This window comes from Metabacillus sp. KH_069 (genome assembly GCF_057838075.1).
The window spans coordinates 1,236,441-1,260,798 of the sequence record NZ_CM174460.1; the positions used below are offsets into that span (position 1 = coordinate 1,236,441).

Consider the following 24,358-nt stretch of genomic DNA (forward strand, 5'->3'; position numbering starts at 1 on the left):
ATTGACCTTAACTGCAGGACTCATCTTACTGAGTGTGTTTTTTGTCCTTTTAATAGTGGGAGTGCCGATTGCCATCAGTATTGCAGGTGCATCCATCGCTACCATGCTGATTTTGTTTCCGTTTGATGTTGCGGTATTTACCTCTGCTCAGAAAATGGTTACAGGCCTCGACAGCTTTGCTCTTCTGGCCGTTCCATTTTTCGTGCTGTCAGGAATCATTATGAATAACGGCGGAATTGCCATCCGATTGATTAACCTTGCAAAACTGCTGGCTGGCCGCATGCCGGGTTCTTTAGCTCACACAAACGTGCTCGGAAATATGCTTTTCGGATCGATTTCAGGATCCTCTGTCGCTTCTGCTGCGGCAATCGGAGGAGTCATGTCTCCGCTTCAGGATAAAGAAGGGTATGAACGGACCTATTCAGCAGCAGTCAACATTGCTTCTGCACCGACAGGTCTCCTGATTCCTCCAAGCGGTCTGCTTATTATTTACTCGCTTGTCAGCGGGGGAACGTCTGTCGCTGCCTTGTTTATTGCCGGATATGTTCCAGGCATTTTATGGGGGCTTGCTACAATGCTTGTTGCTTACTTCATTGCTAAAAAGAAGAACTATCCAATTGCACCCCGGATTCCGTTTAGCCAGGGACTGAAGGTATTCCTTGATGCCATTCCAAGTCTTCTGCTGATTGTGGTTGTCCTCGGCGGAATCATAGCAGGGGTCTTTACAGCAACTGAAGGCGCAGCCATTGCCGTTGCTTACTCACTGATTCTGTCCATGATTTATCGAACGTTCAGCTTTAAGAAGCTGCCGAAAATGCTGCTGGAAACGGTGGAGATGACAGCCGTTATTATGTTATTGATAGGCACTTCCACGATTTTATCTTTGGTCATGTCTTTCACTGGTATTCCTGAGGCAATCAGCAGCGGTCTGCTCAGTTTAACGGACAGTCCAATTATCATCCTGCTGCTTATGAACGTGATTCTATTGATTATCGGTACATTTATGGACATTACACCTGCCGTATTAATCTTTACACCAATCTTTCTTCCGGTTGTTACAGCGTTTGGCATGGATCCGGTTCACTTCGGCATCATGATGGCCTTTAACCTGTGCATCGGGAACATTACACCTCCTGTCGGCAGTGCTCTGTTTGTAGGCTGCAGCATTGGAAAAGTGAAAATGGAGCAGGTCATTAAACCGCTGCTGCCATTTTACGGAGCCATTATCGTGGTGCTTCTGGCGGTTACGTTTATTCCGGAAATCAGCCTCAGCCTGCCAAAACTGTTTGGCTTATAAAATACAGCAGAGAGAAGGGTTTCATTCATGAGCATTAAAGAAAAATATTCATTCACATTAATAAAAGAAGAAAACAATATCGTTGAATTTCAGCTTGAAAACGGAAAGGTAAAAGCTTATGTGTTCGTTCTTGAAACGAACATTGTACGCGTGCTTTTTTCGGAAGGAAATTCGCTGAAACTAAAGCAAACATGGAGTATCGCTCCCGGAATGGAAGACGTTCCTTTTGAAGGAAGAAACAGATTTGAGACGGCGGGATTTTCATTGCCCGGCTATCAAATTAAGCAGGATGAAGACACAGTATGCATCCAGACAGATGCATTGAAGATGGACATTCAGCTGAACGGGTTTAAAGTGACCTGGTATACAAGAATTGAAAATAGCTGGATCCAAATGGCGAAAGACCGGACGACACAGGCCTATCAATTTGAGTATACATCAGGCGGCGGACCTGCCCATTATCTGCAGCGTGACTTAGAAGAGCAGTATTTCGGTTTTGGAGAAAAAACCGGAGCAGTTAATAAGCATGGAAAGCGGTACCGCATGCAGACGATTGATGCCATGGGCTATGATGCAGAGTACACGGATCCTCTTTACAAGCACATGCCGTTTTACATAACAAGAAATAAAAAAACGGGTGTATCCTTTGGCTTATTTTATGACAATCTATCAAGCTCTGTTTTTGAAATGGGCTCTGAGCTTGATAACTATCACGGTTTGTACCGCTATTTTCAGGCGGAGGACGGAGATCTTGATTACTACGTGATAGCAGGTCCAAAAGTTCAGGATGTAACTGAAACATTTGCATGGATGACGGGTAAAACGATCCTTCCGCCAAAATGGAGCCTTGGCTATTCCGGTTCGACCATGAGCTATACAGATGCACCTGATGCGCAGAATCAGCTGAAGCAGTTTCTGGAACTTTGCCGCGAACACGATATATTGTGTGACTCGTTTCAGCTTTCATCCGGATATACGTCCATTGGCGATAAGCGATATGTCTTCACCTGGAATGAAGACAAGTTTCCAAATCCTAAGGAATTGGTGAACGACTACCATGAAGATGGTCTTAAACTGTGTGCAAATATCAAGCCTTGCCTGTTAAAAGATCATCCCTTATTCCATGAACTGGCAGAGAAAAAAATGTTTATTGAAAACCGTGAAACCAAGGATGCAGAGATGGCCCAGTTCTGGGATGAGACAGGGGCTTATCTGGATTTTACAAACAAGGAAACCTACAGCTGGTGGAAATCACAAGTAAAAGAAAAGCTGCTTGATTACGGGATTGATTCAACCTGGAATGACAACAACGAGTTTGAGATATGGAGCAAAGAAGCGGAATGTCATGGATTTGGAGAAAAAATCAGCTTTGAAGCGATTCGTGCATTGCATCCTCTGCTCATGATGAAAGCTTCGTATGAAGCACAGCGGGAATACAATCCAGAGCTTCGTCCTTATTTAATTTCAGATCCGGCAGTCCGGGTATGCATCGTTATGTTCAAACATGGACAGGGGACAACCGGACAAGCTGGAAAACACTGAAGTTCAACATCAAGATGGGAATTGGAATGAGCTTGTCCGGCCTTTATAATTTTGGGCACGATGTCGGCGGATTTTCTGGTCCTGCACCAGAACCTGAGCTGTTCGTAAGATGGATTCAAAATGGAATCATGCATCCGAGATTTACGATTCACTCTTGGAATGACGATCAAACGGTCAACGAACCATGGATGTACCCCGAGGTGCTGCCTGCAGTCAGAGACCTAATTAAATTCAGAACAAAACTTGCGCCATATCTATACACAGCGCTGTACGAAGCGCATGCCAACTATAAGCCGATTATCCGTCCAACTTTTTATGAATTTGAGCATGATGAAACGACATTTGAAGAAAACGATGATTTTATGCTCGGAGAGAACCTGTTAGTCGCATCTGTTGTAGAAAAAGGGAAACAACAGCGGGACGTCTATTTGCCGCAGCACCACGGAGGCTGGTACGACTTCCATGAAGGGACATGGTTTGAAGGCGGACAGACGGTTGCCATTCCCGCACCTCTTCATTATGTTCCGCTGCTTGTAAAAGGCGGAAGCATCCTTCCTGTTAATCTGGCGGACGTTTCTTTTGCTGATAAACATAAAGATGAAAGAGGATTTCTGTTATTCCCTGAAAAGGGCAGCAGTGAATCCCTGTACAGATTATATGAAGATGACGGCGTGACCACTCAATACAAAGAAGACTTCGCTTATGTGGCAGTCAAAATGAATACAACAGAAACAGAGATTCATATAAACGCTGAAATAGAGGGGAATTTCACTCTTCCATATAACACAGCAGCATTTATTTTGCCGCAGGGTGAAAAAAGAAAGCTGATTATAGACGGTGCAGAATATAAAAGCGGAGATCAAATCTATTTGAAAAAGGAGGAAATCTGAAGTGAAAAAATTTATGGATGACGATTTTCTATTAGATTACGAAAGCTCTAAAATTCTGTACCACGAGTATGCAAAAGATATGCCGATTTATGATTACCACTGCCATTTGAGCCCTGAAGAAATTGCAGGAAATAAGCAGTTTCGAAACTTGACGGAAATCTGGCTGAATGGTGATCACTACAAATGGCGGGCTATGCGTGCAAACGGCATCAGTGAAGAGTTGATTACAGGCCGTGCAAGTGATAAGGAGAAGTTTGATGCCTGGGCAAAAACAATGCCTTCCTGTATCGGCAATCCTCTTTATCATTGGACTCACTTGGAGCTGAAGCGCTATTTCAACATTGATTTGCCGCTGAGTGAAAAAACGGGTGACGAAATCTGGGAACGCTGCAATCAGCTGCTTCAGCAGGAGGATTTTTCTGCCCGGGAGATTATAAAAAAATCGAATGTTCATGTGATTTGTACAACAGATGATCCGGCAGATTCGCTCGCTTATCATAAGGAAATTCAAGCAAATGAAAGCATAGAGACAGCTGTGCTGCCTGCTTTCCGTCCAGATAAAGCCATTGAAATTGCACAGCATGGTTTTAAGGAGTATGTAGAAACTCTGTCTAAAGCAGCAAACATCGAAATAACCAGCTATCAGGATTTATTAGCAACTTTTGAACATCGTGTTGCTTACTTCCATGAAGCTGGGTGCAGAGTCTCAGACCATGGTTTCGAACATCTTTTCTATGAAGAGGCAACGCTCTCAGAAGTTTCAGCGATTTTTTATAAGGCTATTCACGGTCAATCCATCACTTTATCTGAAGAAAACAAGTATAAGACCTTTACGCTGCTTCATCTTGGGAAATTGTATCATTCTCATGGCTGGGTGATGCAGCTTCACATTGGAGCGACTCGCAATAACAATACGAAAATGTTTAAGAAAATAGGTCCTGATGCAGGATTTGATTCGATGAACGATTTTGAACTGGCAAAACCGCTGAATCAGTTTTTGAATCACCTTGATAAAGAGAATGAGCTGCCAAAGACGATTCTCTATAACCTTAATCCTGCACATAATCCGATCATTGCTTCAGCCGCAGGGAACTTTCAAAATGAAGAAGCAAAAGGGAAAATTCAATTTGGAACAGGCTGGTGGTTTAACGATCAAAAAGACGGGATGATCCGCCAAATGACTGACCTTGCAAGCATAGGACTGATCAGCAATTTTGTAGGCATGGTGACAGATTCCCGCAGTTTTCTTTCCTATACAAGACATGAATACTTCCGCCGCATTCTATGTAACTTAATCGGCGGCTGGGTCCACAAAGGGGAAGCACCAGATGATTATGAATTACTCGGACAAATGGTCCAGGATATCTGCTATAACAATGCCAAAAACTATTTTGAGATTACTAGATAATCAAATGGAGGGAAAACGTTTATGCAAATGACATTTCGCTGGTATGGGGACAATGATCCTGTTACCTTACAAAATATTCGCCAGATTCCCGGTATGACTGGAATTGTATCAGCTATTTACGATATCCCGGTCGGAGAAGCCTGGACTTACGATAAAATTATCGGGCTCAAAAAGAAGGTTGAAGAGAGCGGATTACAGTTAAGTGTAATAGAGAGCGTCCCAGTACACGAGGACATAAAGCTTGGTCTTCCATCAAGAGATCGGTATATAGAAAACTACAAAACGACGATTCGGAATTTATCCAGGGCCGGAATAAAAATTGTTTGCTATAACTTTATGCCTGTCTTTGACTGGACACGTTCATCCCTTGATTATAAATTGCCGGACGGTTCGACTGCCTTAATCTATGAGGAAGAGAAAGTGAAGCAGATGAATCCTATAAACGGAGATTTAAAGCTTCCGGGCTGGGATACAAGCTATGAACCTGAGCAATTAAAAAGTCTGATGAACCACTATCAAACTGTATCTGAAGAAAAACTGTGGACGAACCTGTCCTATTTCATTAAAGAAATCATCCCCGTTGCAGAGGAAGAAGAAGTTAAAATGGCCATTCATCCGGACGATCCGCCTTGGTCCATCTTCGGATTGCCGAGAATCATTAACAGTAAAGAGAACTTAGACAGATTCGTTAATTTATACGATAGTCCATACAACGGACTTTGTTTATGCAGCGGTTCGCTTGGGGCAAATCCCGAGCATGATTTCCCTGAATTTGTCCGTTATTTTGGCAGGAAAGAGAAAATCAATTTCGTTCATTTAAGAAATATAAAATGGACCGGGGATAAATCGTTTCAGGAATCTGCCCATCTTTCAACGGATGGATCATTGGATATGTACGAAATTGTCCGCGCCTTAAGAGAAGTGGATTTTTCAGGACCGGCCAGACCGGATCATGGCAGAATGATCTGGGGAGAAACGGGGAAACCAGGTTATGGTTTGTATGACCGTGCTTTGGGTGCTACCTATCTAAATGGCTTGTGGGAAGCGGCAACAAAAGAAAAAGACAGACAAGCGGAAAAGGGGAATAAATATGAAGATTCCTTTTCAAATTAATTTAGACGGAAAAGTTGCTGTCGTTACTGGCGGAAGCGGTGTTCTGTGCAGCCAATTTGCCAAAGCACTTGCTGCATGCGGAGCAAAAGTCGCTGTCATCAGCAGGCGGCAGGAATCTGTAGAACGAGTGGCTGAAGAAATCCGTGCAGAAGGCGGGAAGGCCATAGCCATATCTGCTGATGTGCTTGATAAAACAAGCCTTGAGAGGGCAAAAGCAGAAGTGAATGAAAAACTTGGTCCATGCAGTATTCTTATTAATGGAGCAGGCGGCAATCATCCAAAAGGGAATACGGATAAAGAATACTACTTTAATGAGGACTTGAACAACTCTGAAATCAATACGTTTTTTGATTTGGATTCAGAAGGAGTGCGGTCAGTCTTTGATTTGAACTTTCTCGGAACCCTTCAGACCACTCAAGTTTTTGGCAGAGTGATGGGCGAAGGAGACGTCATCATTAATGTCTCTTCAATGAACGCTTACACCCCACTTACCAAAATCCCTGCATACAGCGGGGCAAAAGCGGCGGTCAGCAACTTTACTCAATGGCTGGCTGTCCATATGTCGAAAGCAGGTATAAGAGTAAATGCTATTGCACCAGGCTTTTTCTTAACAGAGCAAAATCGAAACTTACTAACGAACAGTGACGGCAGCTACACCGATCGGGCGAAAAAAATTCTTAACCAGACACCGCTTGAGAGATTTGGAGATCCTGAGGATTTAAATGGCACCCTGCTCTGGCTTGTGAGCAATGAAGCTTCCAGGTTTGTGACGGGAACGGTGATTCCAGTGGATGGAGGATTTTCAGCTTATTCGGGAGTTTGATAAAATCTGCTTTTTCGTTAGGCGGTACGGTTCCATGGTGCAAAAAAGTTTAATAGAAAAACCACATCATTTAACGGCTGATGTGGTTTTTTGTTGAAAGAAATATTCTCGAATAGGGTTAATGACATTATTAAATCTTCTAATCTATCGTTTTTAACATGTAACATCCGTCAAAATTCAGACTGTTTTTGCCTTCTCATCCATTGTGTTGCAACCCATTTTTCTCCGGCTGTAACAGGTGCTCCGCCATGTAAAGTCAGTTCATTTACGTTTTGATCGTTATAGAAATATTCGAAATACACCGCCATCCCTTTTTGTGGAGATACAGAAAAATTCAATTTAGGAAAAAACGTTTCTCCTCCATCCTCTACATCATTTAAGTACATGACCAGTGTGCTGATTCTATTATTTTTTATGACTTTACTTGAAGATGTGAAAAAATCAAAATGAGGTTTATACTCTTGACCAGGGCTATATTTAAGAATTTGAATACCATCCCCATGTTCAATGGGTATGTTCATTATAGCTGATAGTCTTTTTTCAATTTTGGAAATGGTGTCATTTTCATTTTCTTGAAAAAACATGCTGCTGCTTGTTCTTATCTGATTTATTTCGTGCGTAACTCCAATTTTAGAACGATGCAATTTGTCTTTTGACAAACTGATCAGTTCGTCGCATTCTTCGTCACTCAAAACATTTCCTAAAATGACAATTAACGGTTCTTCTAATCTGGCAATTATCTTAATTTCTCTATCTTCTGTTATGATCTTATTTCCAATGTGATTGAAAATAGTTAATTCTTTACTATCAATTGTCAACTTTCATCTGCCCCTTAAGAGATTTAATCTTCAAGTTTGTTGTTTTTGTAAGCGGTTTTCTATCATAATTATACCATGAACCTACCGTTATAAACTGTGCCTAGCTAACAGGTGCTTTAATTTTTTTAAAAAATAGATAAGAGGGAGGAAGAAAAATGAACCTGCACATTCACATACCCGCTGCTTCAAATATAGAAAGCGATCCAACTTTTCCTATGCCGGAAGATTATAATTATTGGCCTCCATTAGCTGCACATTATCTAAAACAATCCAGGCTGATTGAAATTCATTGCTGGAATGATGAAAGGCAAGTAATCAATGAGTTGAAAGAATTAGGAGCTTTTAAAGTGGAAGCTGATGTGAATATGACGATATTCAAAGGTGATAGGTCAGATGAAGCTGCCGATTTTCTGTTGAATTGTTTTCTGGATGGTGAAGGGAAGTTTAAATGGTTTGCTGTCTTTGCCGATCATTTTTCAAGCGAACATTGGGCAACTGAATTCATTATTGAGGCTGCCGATAAAAAGGAGACCGCAAGAATTTCTTCCGTTACCCCGGCTGAAACACAAATACATCAGTTCTGATAAGGGAAAACGGTCAGGAGAGACTGTTTTCCCTTATTTATTTGATTCCCGATGCTTCCATCGCTTAACTTGCTGCTTCTCATCTTTGGACCCTCTAAATAAGTGATCTTTATTAGATTAAATCCCCCTCCTCAATCCAAATCCAAAATTCTGATACCATAAATGAAATTTCCTAACTTATCTTCAGGGTCATGTTTTCTTACAATGAAGACAGATAGAGAACATCATGAAATTGGGGTGGTGAAGAAATGGAAGCGAAGATTGTACAGGCGCAGGAGAAAGTGATCGCGGCCAGTACACGCAAAGAGAAAATGCAGCGCAATTTGAGAAGAATGAATTCTCAGAAGTATTTGCAGATCATGGCGCTGCTTGGTATGGTTTGGATGTTTATTTTTAACTATGTGCCGATGTACGGGCTGATTATTGCGTTTAAGGAATTCAGTATTATCAGCACGATCAGGGAGGCGCCTTGGGTCGGCTTGATGCAGTTCAAGGAATTTCTGCAGGATGAGAATTTTATCACGGTTCTCAAAAATACGCTTGGGATCAGCTTGATCAAGCTCATCATCGGGTTTCCGCTGCCGATTATTTTTGCTCTTTTGCTGAATGAACTGACATCTCTGAAGTTCAAAAAGACGGTGCAGACGATTACGTATTTGCCTCATTTTCTTTCTTGGGTTGTTTTAGGAGGAATCCTGACAACATGGCTTTCAGATATTGGCATTATAAATGAAATTTTATTAAATCTTGGCGTGATTGATAAACGCATCAGCTTTCTTGCTGAACCGCAGTATTTCTGGGGAATTGTGATTATTTCAGATATTTGGAAAGAAATCGGCTGGTCCGCGATTATTTATCTCGCAGCGATTGCCGGAGTATCAACAGAACTTTACGAATCATCAACGATTGACGGAGCGAATCGCTTTCAGAAAATGTGGCACGTAACACTGCCTTCCATTCGTCCAACGATCACGATTTTATTCATTCTTGCAGTCAGCGGTGTACTGAATTCTAACTTTGATCAAATTCTTGTGCTGCGTAATGCTTTAAATGAAAGCGCTAGCAACGTGATCGATATTTATGTCTATCAAATGGGTGTGCAGAATGCTAGATACTCTTATGCAACTGCAGTTGGTTTGTTAAAAGCGATTATTGCCTTTATCCTGCTGTATACTGCAAATAAAATCACGAAAAAATTAGATGGAACATCTTTATTTTAAGGAGGCGAAGGAAACGTGCTGAAACTGTTCAAACTCAATCGCAGAACGAAAAGTGAATACATTTTTGACAATATCAATGTTGTCGTCATGTTTATCATCTGTGCGATTACGCTTTATCCCATTTGGTATGTGATCGTCAACTCCTTAAATGAAGGTGCCGATGCCATGAATGGCGGAATCTACTTCTGGCCGCGCGAGTTTACCCTGCAAAACTATGAAGCGGTATTCGCGAATTCAGGTATTTTGACTTCCTTTGGAGTAACGATTGCCAAAACCGTCATTGGAACGATTACTCATGTCTTTTTCACGGCAATGGTCGCTTATGCGATTTCACGCAGAGATTTATATGGCAGAAAGCTGTACATGATGATCGGAATCGTGACGATGTTTTTCAGCGGAGGATTGATTCCTTACTTCCTCTTAATCAGAGACCTTGGCTTGTTTGATAACTTTCTTGTGTATATCATTCCAACAATGTTTAACTTTTTCCATCTGATTATCTTTGTCTCCTTTTTCCGGGAGCTGCCGCCAGCGCTTGAAGAGGCAGCAAAGATTGATGGAGCAAATGATTTCGCTATTTTCATTAAGATTATTGTTCCTTTATCGATGCCTGTTATTGCGACAATCGCATTATTTCAGGGAGTGTATCAGTGGAATGACTACTTTGCAGGGGTTATTTTCGTCAACAATCCAGATCTGCAGCCGATTCAGACTTATCTTTATAAAGTAGTCGCAGAATCCAGCTCCAATCAGATGATGATGAACGCACCGGGAAGCATTACGACGAAAACCGTCACATCCCAGTCTATCAAACTCGCAACAATGGTTATTACAACGCTGCCAATTGTGCTTGTCTATCCATTCCTGCAAAAGTATTTTGTCAAAGGTATGTTAATCGGTTCTGTAAAAGGCTGATGCATAGAGAAAGAAAGTCTATTATAATCAAGTACTAGAGAGGGGTTTACTATGAAAAAGTTAAAAAGCTTTTCGATTTTCCTGATTTCGATCCTCCTTATTTCCATGCTCGCTGCATGCAACAATGAAACCGCTTCCTCAGACGAGAAAGAAAACAAGAAGCCTGTTTCAGCAGATGAGCCTGCATGGAAAGCAGATACTTCTCCAATCACGTTTGACTGGTACATGAACTTTTCGTGGTTCGCTTCTAAATGGGGTGAAGACGCTGTATCTAAATATGTAACAGATAAAACAGGTGTTTCAATCAACTACATTTCTCCAGCGGGAAATGAAGCAGAAAAAATGAATACAATGATCGCATCAGGCAAGCTTCCTGACTTTATCACGCTTGGCTGGTGGGAAGATGCTGTAAAGAAAATGCAAGAAGGCGAGCTTGTTCTTCCATTAAATGAGCTGGCAGAAGAATATGATCCATACTTCTTTAAAGTGGCGGACAATGCAAAGCTTGAATGGTATAAGCAGGAAAATGGAAATGTGTATGGTTATCCAAATGCTTCCTCTTCACCTAAAGACTTTGAAAAATACAAAGATTTAAAGCCTTCTAATCAAACATTTTTAGTAAGAAAAGATATGTATGAAGCATTAGGAAGCCCGGATATGAGCACGCCTGAAGGATTTGTTTCCACTCTTAAAGCAGCTCAGGAAAAATTCCCTGAAGTAAATGGCGCTCCATTGATTCCAATCGGATTTAATGAGTTTACCGACGTTGGAAACGGATCACTTGAAGGATATCTTCAAAACTTCCTTGCGATTCCAATGGAGAAAGACGGAAAGCTGTATGACCGTACAGAAGATCCTGAATACGTAAAATGGCTTAAAACGTTCAGAGAAGCAAATGAAGAAGGACTTCTGGCAAAAGATATTTTCGTAGACAAACGTCCGCAAATGGAAGAAAAAATTGCACAGGGCCGTTATTTCGCGATGCTGTATCAGCGCAGTGACATGGCTGCACAGCAGCAGGCTCTTTTTGCAAAAGATCCAAATTCCGTATACATTGCTGTTGATGGTCCTGCGAACTCTGCTGGAGATCAGCCAACACTTGCAGGAGACAGTATTTCTGGATGGACAGTAACATTGATTTCTAAAGATGTAAAAGATAAAGAGCGTGCGATTGCATTCTTAAGCTACTTGATCAGTGAAGAAGGACAAAAAGATTTCTTCTTTGGAGAAAAAGGCGTAACGTATGAAGAAAAAGACGGAAAACCTGAATTTAAACCTGAAGTGTTAAAGCTTCTAAGCTCAGACCGCACAGCCTTTGATCAGCAATACGGAGCATCATACAAGCACTGGATGCTGATGGATACAAACATGAGTCTTCCATGGAACCCGCCTACGGCTGAACCGTTTAAGCAAATGGAAGATTGGACAAAAGGAAAAACAAAGAGCTTTGCAGAATTTGATGGCTTGAATCCAACAGGCACATCTTCTGAAGCGATTTCAAGCACGAAAATCAGCCAGGAATGGGGAAAAACGCTTCCTAAACTCCTGCTTGCCAAATCCGATAAGGAATTTGACAAGATTATGAAGGGATTCTTAGAAAAACGCGAAGACCTTGGCTATGAAAAAGTGCAGAAATACCAAGAGAAAATGTACAAAGAAAATAAGAAAAAGCTAAGTGCTGGAGAATAATAATTAAGAAAAGGGCTGCTTCCGGCAGCCTTTTTCCCTATATTGGACCTGCCACAGTAAAGATGTATGGTTTATACTGAAATGACTACATACAGACAGCAGGTGCGTACATGTTTTCATATAATAAAATTAAAACCTCTATATATGAGTATTTCCTCAGACTCTCTTTGCAAAAAAAATTCATAGCTTTATATATTTTCATAATTATGATTCCCGTCATCACCTTCACGCTCATTTATACAAGGCAAGTCGATGACAGTGCCATCAAGGATATTACCAATAAAAATGAATACTTGCTTGAAATTGAGAAGGTTCATATTGAAAATAACATTGAATCCATGCGGCGAACCGCACAGATGGTTGTATCTGACAACGAGTTTATCGATTTTGTCAAAACTAGAGATGAAACGAATGTGAATGATTTGCTGAATTTTAAAATGAATGCGTTCTCAAATGTCTCACGTCTTCAAGTGAATAACCCGACGATCGAAAACATTCATCTTTATACGAATAATCCTTACGTGAATGAAATGTGGCCCATTCTCTTCAGCGAGGACAGGATCAAAGACAAGCCATGGAAACAGGAGACGATTGCCCGAAACGGCATGGAGTTCTGGTGGTTTGAACAGCAGGATTATGATATTTTGGGACGCTATCCGTACCGTGCAAACGCTAAAATTTCCGTGCTGAGGGAGCTTGATTATCCTAAGGATGAACACCTGGGCATCATTGAAATCAGCATGCTGCAGAAAAACTTTTTCCCGAAAATGTTCAGTACTGTTGATTCGGTTGATTCTTCAATGGTGGTTGTCGACAAAAACAATAATTACATCATCAACCCGGAAAACAGCTTTCTCAAAAACAATCAGATTGATATGAAAAGCCTGACCAAACAATTTGAGAACAAGAAGAAAAAAGGGACTTTTTCCTTTCAGTATATGAACAATGAAACCCCGATTTTAGTCGGGGCGATCTATTTGGAAGGCATTGATTCTTATATGCTGAACATTGTTTCTCTGGAAACGATTTTTGCTGAGACTGAGAGTACGAGGAACCTTGTGCTTGGCGGCATTATTTTTCTTGTGCTGATCCTTTCTTATCTCACATATCGGATCATCTCTTATCTGCTGAAAGAAATGTATAAGCTGATGAATACGATGAAAGAGGCGGAAAGCGGAGATTTTGGTGTGAAAGTTGACGTAAACGGCTACAGTGAAATCGGTCAGCTTGCCTATCATTTTAAAAGCATGCTGTCTAAAATTAACCGATTAATTGCAGATGCAGTCAACAAAAACGCCGTGACAAAAGAAGCTGAGCTCAGAGCCTTAAAAACGCAAATCGATTCTCATTTTCTTTTTAACACCCTTGAAAATATCAAAATGATGGCTGAAATCAAGGGAGATTACGAAACGTCGGATGCTGTCACTTCCCTTGGTTCGATGATGAGATACAATCTAAGATGGAAAAATGACTTTGTTCTTTTGCAGGAAGAGCTATCGCATATAAAAAACTATGTGGATATTATGAATTTGCGTCTTGATGGCCGTTTGACGCTTATGATTGATGTTCCGGATGAGCTGATGGCGACCGAAGTGCTGAAAATGTCGCTGCAGCCGATTGTTGAAAATGCGGTAAAGCATGGGCTGACCCCTGTTCTCTATGAAAAGCAGGGAGAGATCAGGCTTCATGCGTACCGGAATGAAACGGATATTGTGATTGAAATTTTCGACAATGGCACCGGCATGTCCTCTGAAGACGTTAAAAACCTCAATGAAAAAATCAGAGCAGGTTTGGATGCCGAATCGAATAGAGGAATGGGAATCGGATTAGTTAATGTGAACGAGAGAATGCAGCTCCTTTATGGAGAAGAATACGGACTTGAGGTACAAAGCAAAGAAGGCGAATACACGAAAGTGGCCTTTCACGTGCCAAGTTTCATTGCAAAGGAGGAGAAGCAAGTTGTACAAGCTCTTAATCGCTGACGATGAAAGCAATATCAGGCGCGGAATTCAGGCCATGATCGAGCGGGAGTTTTCAGGTGAAATTGAAACTATGCTTGCAGGAGACGGATTGGAAGCATCTGAACGATTAAATAATGAAAAGATTGATATTTTAGTAACGGATATCAAAATGCCGCGTATGAATGGCGTGGAGCTGATTCAATCTCTTCAGGAAAAGGATCAGATCCCCGTTCTCATCATTTTGAGCGGTTATGATGATTTTGAATATACGAAAGCTGCCATCAAATGCAGGGTAAAAGATTATTTGCTGAAGCCTGTAAATCGAGAGGAGCTTTATCAAACGATCCGCAGCACACTCGATGATTTTAAGAAAACAGAGACGATTACACAGCGTGAACTGGAAGAGGTGCAAAGCAGCCAGCTGCAATACATCCTGCTGAATCCGCTGATTACGGAAGAACAAATAAAAGACATATGCAGCAAAATCCAGCTCGATCTTTCTTCTGAAAGCTACTATACGGGAGTGATTGACAGTAAAAATGGAATCGAATCCGTTAAAAAACATCTAGAAAAAAGCGGTATGAAGTCTTATTGCTTTTTGGATCAAAAAGAGCGGGCCGTTATTCTTTCAGAAGACAAAAACATCTTCCCATTTTTAAAAGAACAGCTAGGCTCGGTGTCAATCGGGTTCAGTGAGGGGAAAACCGGCTTCAGGCACTTAAAGGCCTCATACCTGGAAGCGGCTGAAGCGGTGAAATATGGATTTCTCTATCCAAGAAACCAGCTGATTGATTATAAGGATATTCAATACAGAGAAGAAAATGTGCTGCCTCCGATTGAGGAAATCAAAAAAATAAAGAACATGCTTGGCACTGTTCGGGAGCAGGAAATCAAATCTCTCCTATTGAAAATATTAGATTATGAAAAAATCACCACTTTTTCAATCAGCTACCTTGAAGCGGTCAACAAAGAAATGAACAGGCTGATTTTTGACAGTTTCTTTGCAAGATTTGGAGAGGAATCTGCGGAAACGTTTAAACGCATGTCAAAAACAGGCTGTCTTTACAGCTTCCGTGATTTTTATCACTACCTGCACGAAACGCAGAATTTGCTCATGAGGCTGCACGAATATATGAAACAAACAAAATCCATCTCTTCTGAGCAAAACCACCTGGATCAGGCCATGCAGTTTATACAGGAAAACTATTATAAAGATTTAAACCTGGCTGTCGTATCCAATCACATTTCTTTGAATTACTCTTATTTCAGCCATATTTTTAAAGAAAGCACAGGTCAAAACTTTGTTGATTACCTGAAACAGGTCCGCATTCATAACAGCAAAAAATGGCTCCGTGAATCAGATCTGAAAGTATTTGAAATCAGCGAAAAGGTCGGCTACAAAAACCCTAAACAATTTGCGCGTGTGTTTCGTGAAATAGAAGGGATTTCACCGAAGGAGTTTAGAGAGCAGGTCCGCGAGGTTGGGAGCGGGATGGAAAATAGCTAGTAAATGATTCATTTTAGAAAGTAATTTTGCTGAATCGGACAGTAAATCAGATCGATCGGACAGTAAATTATGAAATTGTAAAGTATGATCAAAAAAATCTTGAAGGATTCTCTTTTCTCAGATAAAATCACCTAAAACGTTCAGGAGGAAATCTATGATTACCTATCCTATCTTAAAAAATGATGCAACAATCGGAGTAACCGCACCATCATCGGGAGTACCATCTGAACTGCACGATATTCTTACCCAAGCCTGCAGCCGCATGGAATCGAAAGGCTATAAAGTAATCTGCGGAGAAACAGCCTGGACGCAGGAAAAAGCTAAATCAGCTCCTGCCAAAACAAGGGCTGAAGAATTTAACCGAATGATGCAGGACGATGAAATCGATCTAATCATCCCTCCATGGGGCGGCGAGCTTTTGATTGAAATGATTGAACATATTGACTATGAATCAATCAAACAGAAATGGGTGCTTGGATACTCAGATATCAGTCTGCTGTTGTTTGCACTTACATTAAAGACAGGAATGGCGACGGCTCATGGAACGAATCTTGTAGATTTAAGAGGCGAGAAATCTGATCCAACTACAGCCATGTGGGAGAACGTTCTTAAGACAAATTGCGGGGAATCCATTCTTCAGTCCTCCTCAAGCCATTACCAAAAAGAGTGGCAGCACAACAACCCGACACCGCACATTTTTCATTTAACTCAGGTTACAGAATGGAAGACAGTGTCTGGCCGGTCAGAAAAAGCCGAAGGCAGGCTGCTCGGAGGATGCATCGATGCGATCAAACAACTGGCCGGAACACCGTTTGGAGATGTCAAATCGTTCAGAGAACGGCATATCCCGAACGAACCCATTCTCTGGTACTTCGAGAACTGCGAACTTTCAACAGTCGATTTGCGCAGATCACTTGTCCAGATGAAACTTTCAGGATGGTTTGAAAACTGCTCAGGCATTTTGTTCGGAAGAAGTGCGGCAAATCATCCAGTCGATCAGTATACAGTATTGGATGTATACAAAGATTTGACTGAGGAACTGAACATTCCGGTCATTTATGACATCGATTGCGGTCATCAGCCTCCGCAAATCACGTTGATTAACGGGGCTTACGCGGAAGTGACGGTGGAGAATGGAAAGGGAACGGTTCTGCAGAGTTTTAGAGAATAGTTGAGAGAAAAACTGTTTTGAAAGAATTAGGCGGTTTATACGGAAATTAAAAAGAGCATCATTACGCATGATGCTCTTTCCTGTGTCAATAAATCTCTTTAATCCCCGCAAGCCTGATCGAGAAAATATTCTTGTTCTCGTCTTCAAGAGAAAGCGTCTGATCGCTCAGGTCCAGGTTATGGACGCGGCCCTTTAATGTTTGAATCGCACCGTCGATGTAGTAGTTCACCGTTACTAATTTGTTTCGTCTCAATGCTTTTAAGATCATGATGATTTCTCCTTTCACATGTTGTTATATTTAAAGTTAATTAGTCTGTAAAATTGGATTTCTGTGAGTATATTCCTATTATACTACAAGATTGTGAAAGCGATTACATAAAGTTTGAACACTTTGTGAAAAAAAACACATTGAGAGGTTAATAAGATAAGATTGATACATTGATTGTAGAATGATACCTTTAGTTATAAGAAAAATCGGAATTGGGCTTTTCTTTAATATAGTCAGTGGAAATGGGGATAGAACATGGGAAAAGGTTTAGAAGGAAAACGGATTGTCATCGCAGGCTCCCGCAAAACAGATGAAATCAGCACGTTAATTGAAAAGCAGGGCGGAATTCCGTTAGTGCGTTCTCTGCAAGGAACCGTCTTCTTGGCAGAGGAACAGGTTGAACCCGATCTCAGAAAATTTATTCAAGAGGGTGCAGATTGGGTTATCTTTACAACGGGTATAGGAACGGAAACGCTTTTAAATCTTGCCCGGAAACTTGGGGAAGAAGAAGCTTATTTGAAAAGAATTCATCAGGCGAAAATCGCATCCAGAGGTTACAAAACGTTTGCTTCTCTGAAAAAACTTGATTTAGCACCCACTGCAAAAGATGATGACGGGACAACTAGAGGTCTCGTGCGTGCTCTGGCAAACGAAGACTTTCATGGAAAAAAGGTAATGGTTCAGCTGCACGGTGAAACAGCACCAGCATTGATCAGCTTTCTTGAAGATAAAGGAGCCTCTGTTCTGCAGGTTCTGCCTTATCAGCATATATCTCCTGACGAGGAGGCAGTCAGTCTGTTGTGTGATGAAATGCAGAGCCGTCAAGTAGATGCTGTTTGTTTTACAGCGGCGATACAGGTGCGCGAATTTTTTACCTATGTGAAAAAAAATGATTGTCTGCAGGAAATTCTTCATGCATTTAATACTAATGTACTCCCCGTTGCAGTTGGAAAAATTACGGCAGAAGCTTTAACGGAAGAAGGCGTACAAAATCCGCTTGCACCTGATCTTGAGAGAATGGGTGCCATGATCATTGAGCTTGCAAAGTATTACGAAGAAGCAAAAATAAAATAAAGGATGATGCATCATGCCAAAATGGCTGAACAACACGCTGTATGTTCTGGTCTTAATTCTCAGCATCGGCTGCGTTTCGCACGGTTTTGAGTGGAAAAAATAACAGAGGAAGTTCTTGACATAAAGACATTTTCTCCGCATAATATATAAAAATCAATGAACGTTGAAGAGGGACTAGTATGCGGGTCTTTATGTGACAGAGAGCGGGGTTTATCAGCTGGAAGACCCTGCCGCAGCAAAGCCGCAGAACCTGCCCTCAGAGTCCTATGCCAAAAACATAGGCGCCATCAACCTGGCGTTATCAGGCAAAGCGGGATGCTGCGTGCATCCAACTAAGGTGGTACCACGGAAAAGCCAAGCCCTTTTCGTCCTTTCTATAAGGACGAGAAGGGCTTTTTTGTGTTTATCGGTTTAAATGGTTTGGTTAAAGGATGGCTGTTTTATCCTCAAAATCGTCTGGAAAAAAGCGAGTTTTTGCAAATAAGAAAATACAGGAAGCAAGTCAAATTAGGAGGTCCTTTCCATGAAAAAACGTATTGTCGTCAAAATCGGCAGCAGCTCCTTAACAAACCGCAAAGGAGAAATTGATCAGGAGAAGTTTACCGATCATATTGCGGCAATCGCTGCCTTAAGAAAAGAAGACCATGAAGTGCTGCTCGTCTCATCGGGAGCAGTAGCTGCAGGCTTCAGAAAACTGGGCTATCCGGCAAGACCGGTCACCTTAAAAGGAAAGCAGGCAGCGGCTGCGGTTGGACAAAGTCTCCTGATTCAATCATACATGGAGCAGCTTGGCAGTTATGGCATCATCCCTGCGCAAATTCTGCTCACCCGCAACGATTTTTCAAAAAAGGACCGCTATAAAAATGCCTATGCCACCATTCGCGAGCTTCTGGACCGAGGCATTCTGCCGATCATCAATGAAAACGACACTGTCTCAGTAGAAGAATTAACGTTTGGAGACAATGACATGTTATCCGCTCTTGTCAGCGGTCTTGTCCAAGCAGATCAGCTGATTATTTTAACGGACATTAACGGATTATATGACTCCAATCCTCGTGAGAATCCCCAAGCCAAAAAATACGATCAGCTTCAGGAAATCACAGATGAAATGATGCAGGGAGCGGAAGGTGCCGGATCACTCGTTGGAACAGGCGGCATGAAATCAAAGCTGATTGCTTCAAAAACGGCGCTGACTTTAGGCGTGAACATTTTTATCGGAGTAGGAATGGGAGCAGGAAAATTCATTGACATTCTTGAAGGAAAAGGCGATGGAACTTACATAGGCGGAGACAGCCGTTCCTTCATAAACAGCAGCAAGCAATGGATTGCTCTGCACTCACTCGTCAGAGGAACAATCTATGTGGATCAAGGAGCCGAGATTGCATTGACCGCAAACGGCAGAAGTCTTTTGCCTGCGGGCATTTACGACATTACCGGAACATTTGAAGCAGGTGACGTCGTAGAAGTTTTCGGAACAAACGGTCTGCTTGGAAAAGGAGAAGTGCTATTTTCGTCAGAAAGCCTGAAACAAATAATGGGGAAAAGAAGCCACGAATTAACAGACGAAAATATCTCTATAGAAGTAATTCACCGCGACCGCTGGGTCAAAGCCTGAAACAGAGGGGGAAAAAACATGAGTGAAGTACTAAGAAAAGGCAAGGCAGCCAAAGCTGTCAGCTATCAATTAATCGAAAAAACGACGGAAGAGAAAAACACCGCATTAGAAAAAATTGCCCAGCAATTAGAAAACGAGCAAGACTATCTCATCGTCGAAAATCAAAAGGATCTCCAGTTTGGAAAAGCAAATGGCGTATCTGACTCTATCCTGGACCGCATGCTGCTGAATAAAAAGCGCATTGAAGACATGGCACACGCCATCCGTCTCTTGATCGAACTCCAAGACCCAATTGGAGAGATCCTTGAAACAATCGAAAAGGAAAACGGACTTCACATCCAGAAAAAGCGTGTTCCGCTTGGGGTGATCGGCATGATTTACGAAGCGAGGCCAAACGTCACCATTGATGCCGCAACTCTATCATTAAAAACAGGAAATGCCGTCATTTTAAGAGGGAGTTCATCCTCCATCCATTCAAATAAAGCGCTGGTAGCTGTCATCCATCGCGCTCTCAAACAAACCGGCATTCCGCAGGATGCTGTTCAGTTAATCGAAGACACCAGCCGCGAAACAGCGAAAGAGCTTTTCACTCTTAATGAATACCTGGATGTATTAATCCCCCGCGGCGGAAAAAAATTAATCGATACAGTCGTTAGAGAATCAACGGTTCCGGTCCTTGAAACAGGCGCTGGCAACTGTCATATTTACATTGATGAATCAGCAGATCCGCTCATGGCTGAACGAATTGTTCTGAATGGCAAAACACAGCGTCCATCTGTGTGCAATGCGATCGAAACGATTTTAATCCATGAAAACTGGCTTCAAACCAATGGAGAAAATCTATTGAAGCAGCTTCATGAGCACTCTGTTGAAATTTTTGGAGATGAGCAAATACGATCTATTTTTCCAATAGCAAAACCAGCTGCTGAAGAAGACTGGAGCACGGAATACTTGGCGCTTAGCGTAAGCATCAAAGCAGTAAAGAATGTAGAAGAAGCCATTCAGCATATCAATCAATACGGAACGAAACATTCTGAGGCCATCATTACGAAAGACGCTGCAAACGCAGCTCAGTTTCAAACAAGGGTAGACGCAGCAGCTGTTTATCATAATGCGTCAACCCGGTTTACAGATGGCTTTGAGTTCGGATATGGAGCAGAGATCGGCATCAGCACGCAAAAATTGCATGCAAGGGGACCGATGGGGCTGCCTGCTCTCACTTCAAGCAAACACTTTATATATGGAAATGGACAAATCAGGGAATAGCTAACCATATCAAGTCAAAAGGGGCTGGGAATAGTGAACACATCAATCAAATGGAACGGAAAAATGAGTTTCTCAGGCACAACGCCATCAGGCCATGAAGTGAAAATAGATGCTGCAGAAGACTTTGGCGGAGAAAATACAGGCGCAAGACCGACGGAGCTGCTTTTAAATGCCATTGCCGGCTGCACAGGCATTGATATCATATCCATCCTGCAAAAAATGAGGCTCAGTCCTTCGTCTTTTCACATGGAAGTAAGCGGAACACGAGCTGAAGATCATCCAAAACGCTTCACGGCGATCCACATTCATTATGCTTTAGAAGGAGAGCTGCCGGAAGACAAAGTAATCAGAGCGATTCAGCTTTCGAAGGACAAATATTGTTCGGTCTCACAATCATTGAACGCGGAAATTTCAGTGGGGTATTCGATTAATGGTGTGAATGGGGAGCAGAAGATTTAAAATGAAGAGAGACGTTTCAATCAGCATGCCATGAAAGATGGTGTGTTTTTTTAGCTCTTTTGTAAACTTTGTTGTTATTAGACTAGATATATTAAACGGCTATAAGTGGATTGCAGCGGAAGGAACTTGACTCCTGCGGGAAATAGAGCAAAATGGGAGACCCCACAGGCAAAGCCGAGGAGGCTCCCATGCTCCCCGCGGAAAGCAAGTTCCTCTCGCTGCAAGGAACGGACAACATTCATAATTGAAACCAACAATCTATGCGAACACAGCCTTTTTTATTGGAAGAGAGCAGTTGAATAAAGGAGTTATCTACATTTTGTAGAACTCTAAATCTAACCATATTTTGAGAAAAAGAAGGAGAAACGGATGGATGTGGAAAAAGCTAATAAAGTTTCTGCAAGAAAATAAAGACAAGATTTATTACAGCATCATCTTGATTTTCTTTATACTGGCAGTTATATACGGAGTAAAAGGATATTTCCATCATCAATCTTTACAGGCTGTAAAAGATGGAAACGATCTTATGGGCAGAATCTTCTCACCGTTCATATTAGCCATTCTGAGATTCATCGTAGTTGTGCTTTTAGGGATTTTCGTTGCTATGATCGTCATTGCCACCCCTTTAAAGAGAATTAAAGTGATGCAATTTGAAGTCGAGTTTGCAGAAATTGCTAAACAGCAAGAAAAACAATTAAACCAATTTCATTTTATTTCGTCTGTTCTGAAGCTGAATACCTACTTCATCGGTAGAGTGTCCTCCTATCCCGCAGTACCTTATGAAAAGACCATTCAAGAAATCTTAGCAAAATACGAAGAATTTTTTCAAAGTGAATTAGTCATCAATATTCAGGCGCAAGTTTGGGAATATCAAGCGGGTACTTCACCCTTTTCAAATCCATATTACACAAATTTAATGGAGAGGCTGGTTCTTGAAACAGCGTCTGACAAACAAATTTTGATAAAGAATAAGGTATCTGGAGACACCAATATGTTAATGGCCGTCAGAGAAGAGTTTGGGAAAAAGGTTATTGTGCTCATAGAAAGCAGAGAGCACACATTTACAGACTACGATAAAGAAGTCGTTACCAGCATTTTTGAATATGGAAAAAACATTTGTCATACAACCCTTCTGATCCCGTAACTGCCGCCCCTGAGTGTTTACTTAAATAGTGGTTTGGTTATACAATAGAAGAAAGGGAGTGAATTTAATGGAAAGTCAAAATTCACATATGCGTATTTACAGCTCTGCAGAAGAAAATTCAAAGAACAGTCAGGATTCTGAACGATCTATAAAAGAAACATATAAATCTCACTTTTTAGAAACCATTAAAACCAGCAGCATGTCGGATGTTCAAATTAACAAAGTCCATGTCTCTAAAAATGATCCGGTTTTGAAAAACATTCATGCGTTCCTGACGGCGGGCAGCGCTAAATAACGGGTTCGGTTCAGAGGAGCACAAGAAGAAATGTCATTAGAAATCGCATATCAATCCGCGAGGCAATTCGCAAATGTAAATTTATCAAATCACACAAGGGATGCGTTATCGTAATCTTTTGTGTGATTTTTTTGATTATAGATAATAAAAGTGAATCTATAATAACCTTAAAACGCAGGAAGGATATAAAAGGAAAATAAACGGCAGATTTCTTGTGTTTTAAACTGTAAATTTAATTGTTAAGAAGGTAGAAGCCAGGCATGAACAATAATAAGCTGATTAAAAAGTTTGATAAACAAGCCAATACTTACGATCGAATAAGAGAAAAAGAAATCCAAAGGAAATGGAGAGAAAAATTAATTAAAGAGGCCAAAGGATCCGTACTTGAAGTAGCAGTCGGAGCTGGAGGAAACTTTCCGTATTACAACCCAGAGGAGATTGGGAAAATTACAGCGGTGGATTTTAGTCCTAAAATGCTGGAGAAAGCAAGGGCTCGACTCATCAGTATCATCTTCCAGTTGAAATAATTGAAAGTGACATTGATCAATTGGAGTTTGCGGAGAATCAGTTCGATACCATTGTGTCGACGCTTTCTTTTTGTGGTTATCCTCAACCATTAAAAACATTAGAGAACCTAAGTAAGTGGTGTAAACCAACGGGACAAATATTGTTATTGGAGCATGGGATCAGCTCCCATTTTATATTCTCAAAGTTACAGAAGATCTTAGATCCTATGTTTGTGAGAATGATTGGGTGTCATCAAAACCGAAACATCATGGAACTAATTAGTCTTTCTCCTATTGAAATACAGAAAGCAGAACACCATTGGTTCGATGTTTTCCATCTGATTTGGGCGAAACCCAAAAAATAACTGGCGGGTAGATTTGGAGATATACAGCTTTTATTCAAGAAACGGGCAGAATTATGGAATAAGAGAAGACATTACTTAATTAGATAGAGTGAGGTTTAAAAAATGAATGAAAATGAATTGGATTTTGTATTTGAAGACATTATAGATTTATCTAGAATGTGTAAATTTACTAATTGCACTCATACCAAAGAGCCACATTGTGCAGTTAAAAAAGCTATATCGGAAGGTGTCCTTTCTAAAGATAAATTCTATGCCTACTATAGAGAAAAAAACGAAGAAGAACATATTTTGAAACAAAAGAATAAAACAAAGGCTGTTGATTATATGAAACAGAGGAAACTTTTTCAAGAACCGTAGATAAGATAATACTTTGCCAAATAAGTATTACTATTAAACAATCGGGGGCGATAGCAGCAGATAGTGAACAC

22 protein-coding genes, 1 pseudogene and 1 other annotated feature are annotated in these 24,358 nt (G+C 41.2%); of the genes and pseudogenes, 21 read left to right on the plus strand and 2 right to left on the minus strand.

Translation table 11 applies throughout. The features are described 5' to 3' along the window. Nucleotide 1: 1 nt before the first annotated feature. From AC3ISE_RS06165 to AC3ISE_RS06185, 5 genes and pseudogenes are all read left to right on the plus strand, one after another. Nucleotides 2-1,297, plus strand: coding sequence for a TRAP transporter large permease (locus AC3ISE_RS06165; RefSeq protein WP_489223476.1), 1,296 nt, complete (start codon nucleotides 2-4; stop codon nucleotides 1,295-1,297). A 27-nt stretch (nucleotides 1,298-1,324) separates the two neighbouring features. Continuing rightward, a pseudogene (locus AC3ISE_RS06170) lies at nucleotides 1,325-3,729 on the plus strand (glycoside hydrolase family 31 protein). A 1-nt stretch (nucleotide 3,730) separates the two neighbouring features. Next, nucleotides 3,731-5,137 (plus strand): glucuronate isomerase, encoded by a 1,407-nt coding sequence (gene uxaC / locus AC3ISE_RS06175; RefSeq protein ID WP_489223477.1) that lies wholly within the window; start codon nucleotides 3,731-3,733, stop codon nucleotides 5,135-5,137. Between the two features lie 21 nt (nucleotides 5,138-5,158). Further along, nucleotides 5,159-6,250, plus strand: coding sequence for a mannonate dehydratase (gene uxuA, locus AC3ISE_RS06180; protein ID WP_489223478.1), 1,092 nt, complete (start codon nucleotides 5,159-5,161; stop codon nucleotides 6,248-6,250). Further along, nucleotides 6,228-7,073, plus strand: coding sequence for an SDR family oxidoreductase (locus AC3ISE_RS06185; RefSeq protein WP_489223479.1), 846 nt, complete (start codon nucleotides 6,228-6,230; stop codon nucleotides 7,071-7,073). Before uxuA ends, AC3ISE_RS06185 begins: the two co-directional genes overlap by 23 nt. A 170-nt stretch (nucleotides 7,074-7,243) precedes the next feature. On the opposite strand, the gene AC3ISE_RS06190 is transcribed toward AC3ISE_RS06185, so the two are convergent. Continuing rightward, the gene (locus AC3ISE_RS06190) at nucleotides 7,244-7,891 is read right to left on the minus strand and encodes a 2OG-Fe(II) oxygenase (protein ID WP_489223480.1); all 648 of its coding nucleotides are present in this window, start codon (nucleotides 7,889-7,891) and stop codon (nucleotides 7,244-7,246) included. A gap of 155 nt (nucleotides 7,892-8,046) precedes the next feature. Between AC3ISE_RS06190 and AC3ISE_RS06195 the strand changes: the two genes are divergently transcribed. From AC3ISE_RS06195 to AC3ISE_RS06225, 7 genes are all read left to right on the plus strand, one after another. Further along, complete coding sequence (locus tag AC3ISE_RS06195; RefSeq protein WP_489223481.1) at nucleotides 8,047-8,475, plus strand: hypothetical protein; 429 nt, start codon at nucleotides 8,047-8,049, stop codon at nucleotides 8,473-8,475. A gap of 311 nt (nucleotides 8,476-8,786) precedes the next feature. After that, nucleotides 8,787-9,695, plus strand: a complete 909-nt coding sequence (locus AC3ISE_RS06200) for an ABC transporter permease (protein ID WP_489224276.1) — start codon at nucleotides 8,787-8,789, stop codon at nucleotides 9,693-9,695. Between the two features lie 24 nt (nucleotides 9,696-9,719). Next, entirely contained in the window at nucleotides 9,720-10,610 is an 891-nt protein-coding gene (locus tag AC3ISE_RS06205) for a carbohydrate ABC transporter permease (RefSeq protein WP_489224277.1), read from the plus strand. Between the two features lie 51 nt (nucleotides 10,611-10,661). Continuing rightward, nucleotides 10,662-12,299: a type 2 periplasmic-binding domain-containing protein gene (locus tag AC3ISE_RS06210; protein WP_489223482.1), complete on the plus strand. Its 1,638-nt coding sequence runs from the start codon at nucleotides 10,662-10,664 to the stop codon at nucleotides 12,297-12,299. 110 nt (nucleotides 12,300-12,409) lie between these two features. Next, a complete protein-coding gene (locus AC3ISE_RS06215) occupies nucleotides 12,410-14,281 on the plus strand; it encodes a sensor histidine kinase (RefSeq protein ID WP_489223483.1) in 1,872 nt (623 codons plus the stop codon). Continuing rightward, entirely contained in the window at nucleotides 14,259-15,767 is a 1,509-nt protein-coding gene (locus AC3ISE_RS06220) for a response regulator transcription factor (RefSeq protein WP_489223484.1), read from the plus strand. The genes AC3ISE_RS06215 and AC3ISE_RS06220 overlap by 23 nt, the downstream gene beginning before the upstream one ends. Nucleotides 15,768-15,921: 154 nt before the next feature. Continuing rightward, nucleotides 15,922-16,938, plus strand: coding sequence for a S66 family peptidase (locus AC3ISE_RS06225; RefSeq protein WP_489223485.1), 1,017 nt, complete (start codon nucleotides 15,922-15,924; stop codon nucleotides 16,936-16,938). An 85-nt stretch (nucleotides 16,939-17,023) separates the two neighbouring features. Here the strand turns inward: AC3ISE_RS06225 and AC3ISE_RS06230 are convergent, their stop codons facing one another. Continuing rightward, on the minus strand, nucleotides 17,024-17,206 hold the full coding sequence (locus AC3ISE_RS06230; RefSeq protein ID WP_133311741.1) for a YolD-like family protein: 183 nt from the start codon (nucleotides 17,204-17,206) through the stop codon (nucleotides 17,024-17,026). Nucleotides 17,207-17,461: 255 nt separating this feature from the next. Here AC3ISE_RS06230 and AC3ISE_RS06235 point away from each other — a divergent pair, with 255 nt between their 5' ends. The 9 genes from AC3ISE_RS06235 (at nucleotide 17,462) to AC3ISE_RS06275 (ending at nucleotide 24,287) form a co-directional block, all read left to right on the plus strand. Next, nucleotides 17,462-18,280 carry a uroporphyrinogen-III synthase gene (locus AC3ISE_RS06235; RefSeq protein ID WP_489223486.1) on the plus strand — a complete coding sequence of 273 codons (819 nt, stop codon included), beginning with the start codon at nucleotides 17,462-17,464 and terminating at the stop codon, nucleotides 18,278-18,280. 154 nt (nucleotides 18,281-18,434) lie between these two features. Further along, nucleotides 18,435-18,656, plus strand: a binding site (T-box leader). Between the two features lie 147 nt (nucleotides 18,657-18,803). Further along, on the plus strand, nucleotides 18,804-19,895 hold the full coding sequence (proB, locus tag AC3ISE_RS06240; RefSeq protein WP_489223487.1) for a glutamate 5-kinase: 1,092 nt from the start codon (nucleotides 18,804-18,806) through the stop codon (nucleotides 19,893-19,895). A gap of 18 nt (nucleotides 19,896-19,913) precedes the next feature. Further along, nucleotides 19,914-21,161: a glutamate-5-semialdehyde dehydrogenase gene (locus tag AC3ISE_RS06245; protein ID WP_489223488.1), complete on the plus strand. Its 1,248-nt coding sequence runs from the start codon at nucleotides 19,914-19,916 to the stop codon at nucleotides 21,159-21,161. Between the two features lie 63 nt (nucleotides 21,162-21,224). Further along, nucleotides 21,225-21,620 carry an OsmC family protein gene (locus tag AC3ISE_RS06250; protein ID WP_489224278.1) on the plus strand — a complete coding sequence of 132 codons (396 nt, stop codon included), beginning with the start codon at nucleotides 21,225-21,227 and terminating at the stop codon, nucleotides 21,618-21,620. A 373-nt stretch (nucleotides 21,621-21,993) separates the two neighbouring features. Next, nucleotides 21,994-22,764, plus strand: a complete 771-nt coding sequence (locus AC3ISE_RS06255) for a hypothetical protein (RefSeq protein ID WP_489223489.1) — start codon at nucleotides 21,994-21,996, stop codon at nucleotides 22,762-22,764. A gap of 67 nt (nucleotides 22,765-22,831) precedes the next feature. Further along, nucleotides 22,832-23,059, plus strand: coding sequence for a hypothetical protein (locus AC3ISE_RS06260; RefSeq protein WP_489223490.1), 228 nt, complete (start codon nucleotides 22,832-22,834; stop codon nucleotides 23,057-23,059). Nucleotides 23,060-23,319: 260 nt separating this feature from the next. Then, nucleotides 23,320-23,586 (plus strand): class I SAM-dependent methyltransferase, encoded by a 267-nt coding sequence (locus AC3ISE_RS06265; protein WP_489223491.1) that lies wholly within the window; start codon nucleotides 23,320-23,322, stop codon nucleotides 23,584-23,586. A 20-nt stretch (nucleotides 23,587-23,606) separates the two neighbouring features. Further along, complete coding sequence (locus tag AC3ISE_RS06270) at nucleotides 23,607-23,930, plus strand: methyltransferase domain-containing protein (RefSeq protein ID WP_489223492.1); 324 nt, start codon at nucleotides 23,607-23,609, stop codon at nucleotides 23,928-23,930. A 102-nt stretch (nucleotides 23,931-24,032) separates the two neighbouring features. Then, complete coding sequence (locus tag AC3ISE_RS06275) at nucleotides 24,033-24,287, plus strand: hypothetical protein (protein WP_419887832.1); 255 nt, start codon at nucleotides 24,033-24,035, stop codon at nucleotides 24,285-24,287. The last annotated feature ends 71 nt before the right edge of the window (nucleotides 24,288-24,358 follow it).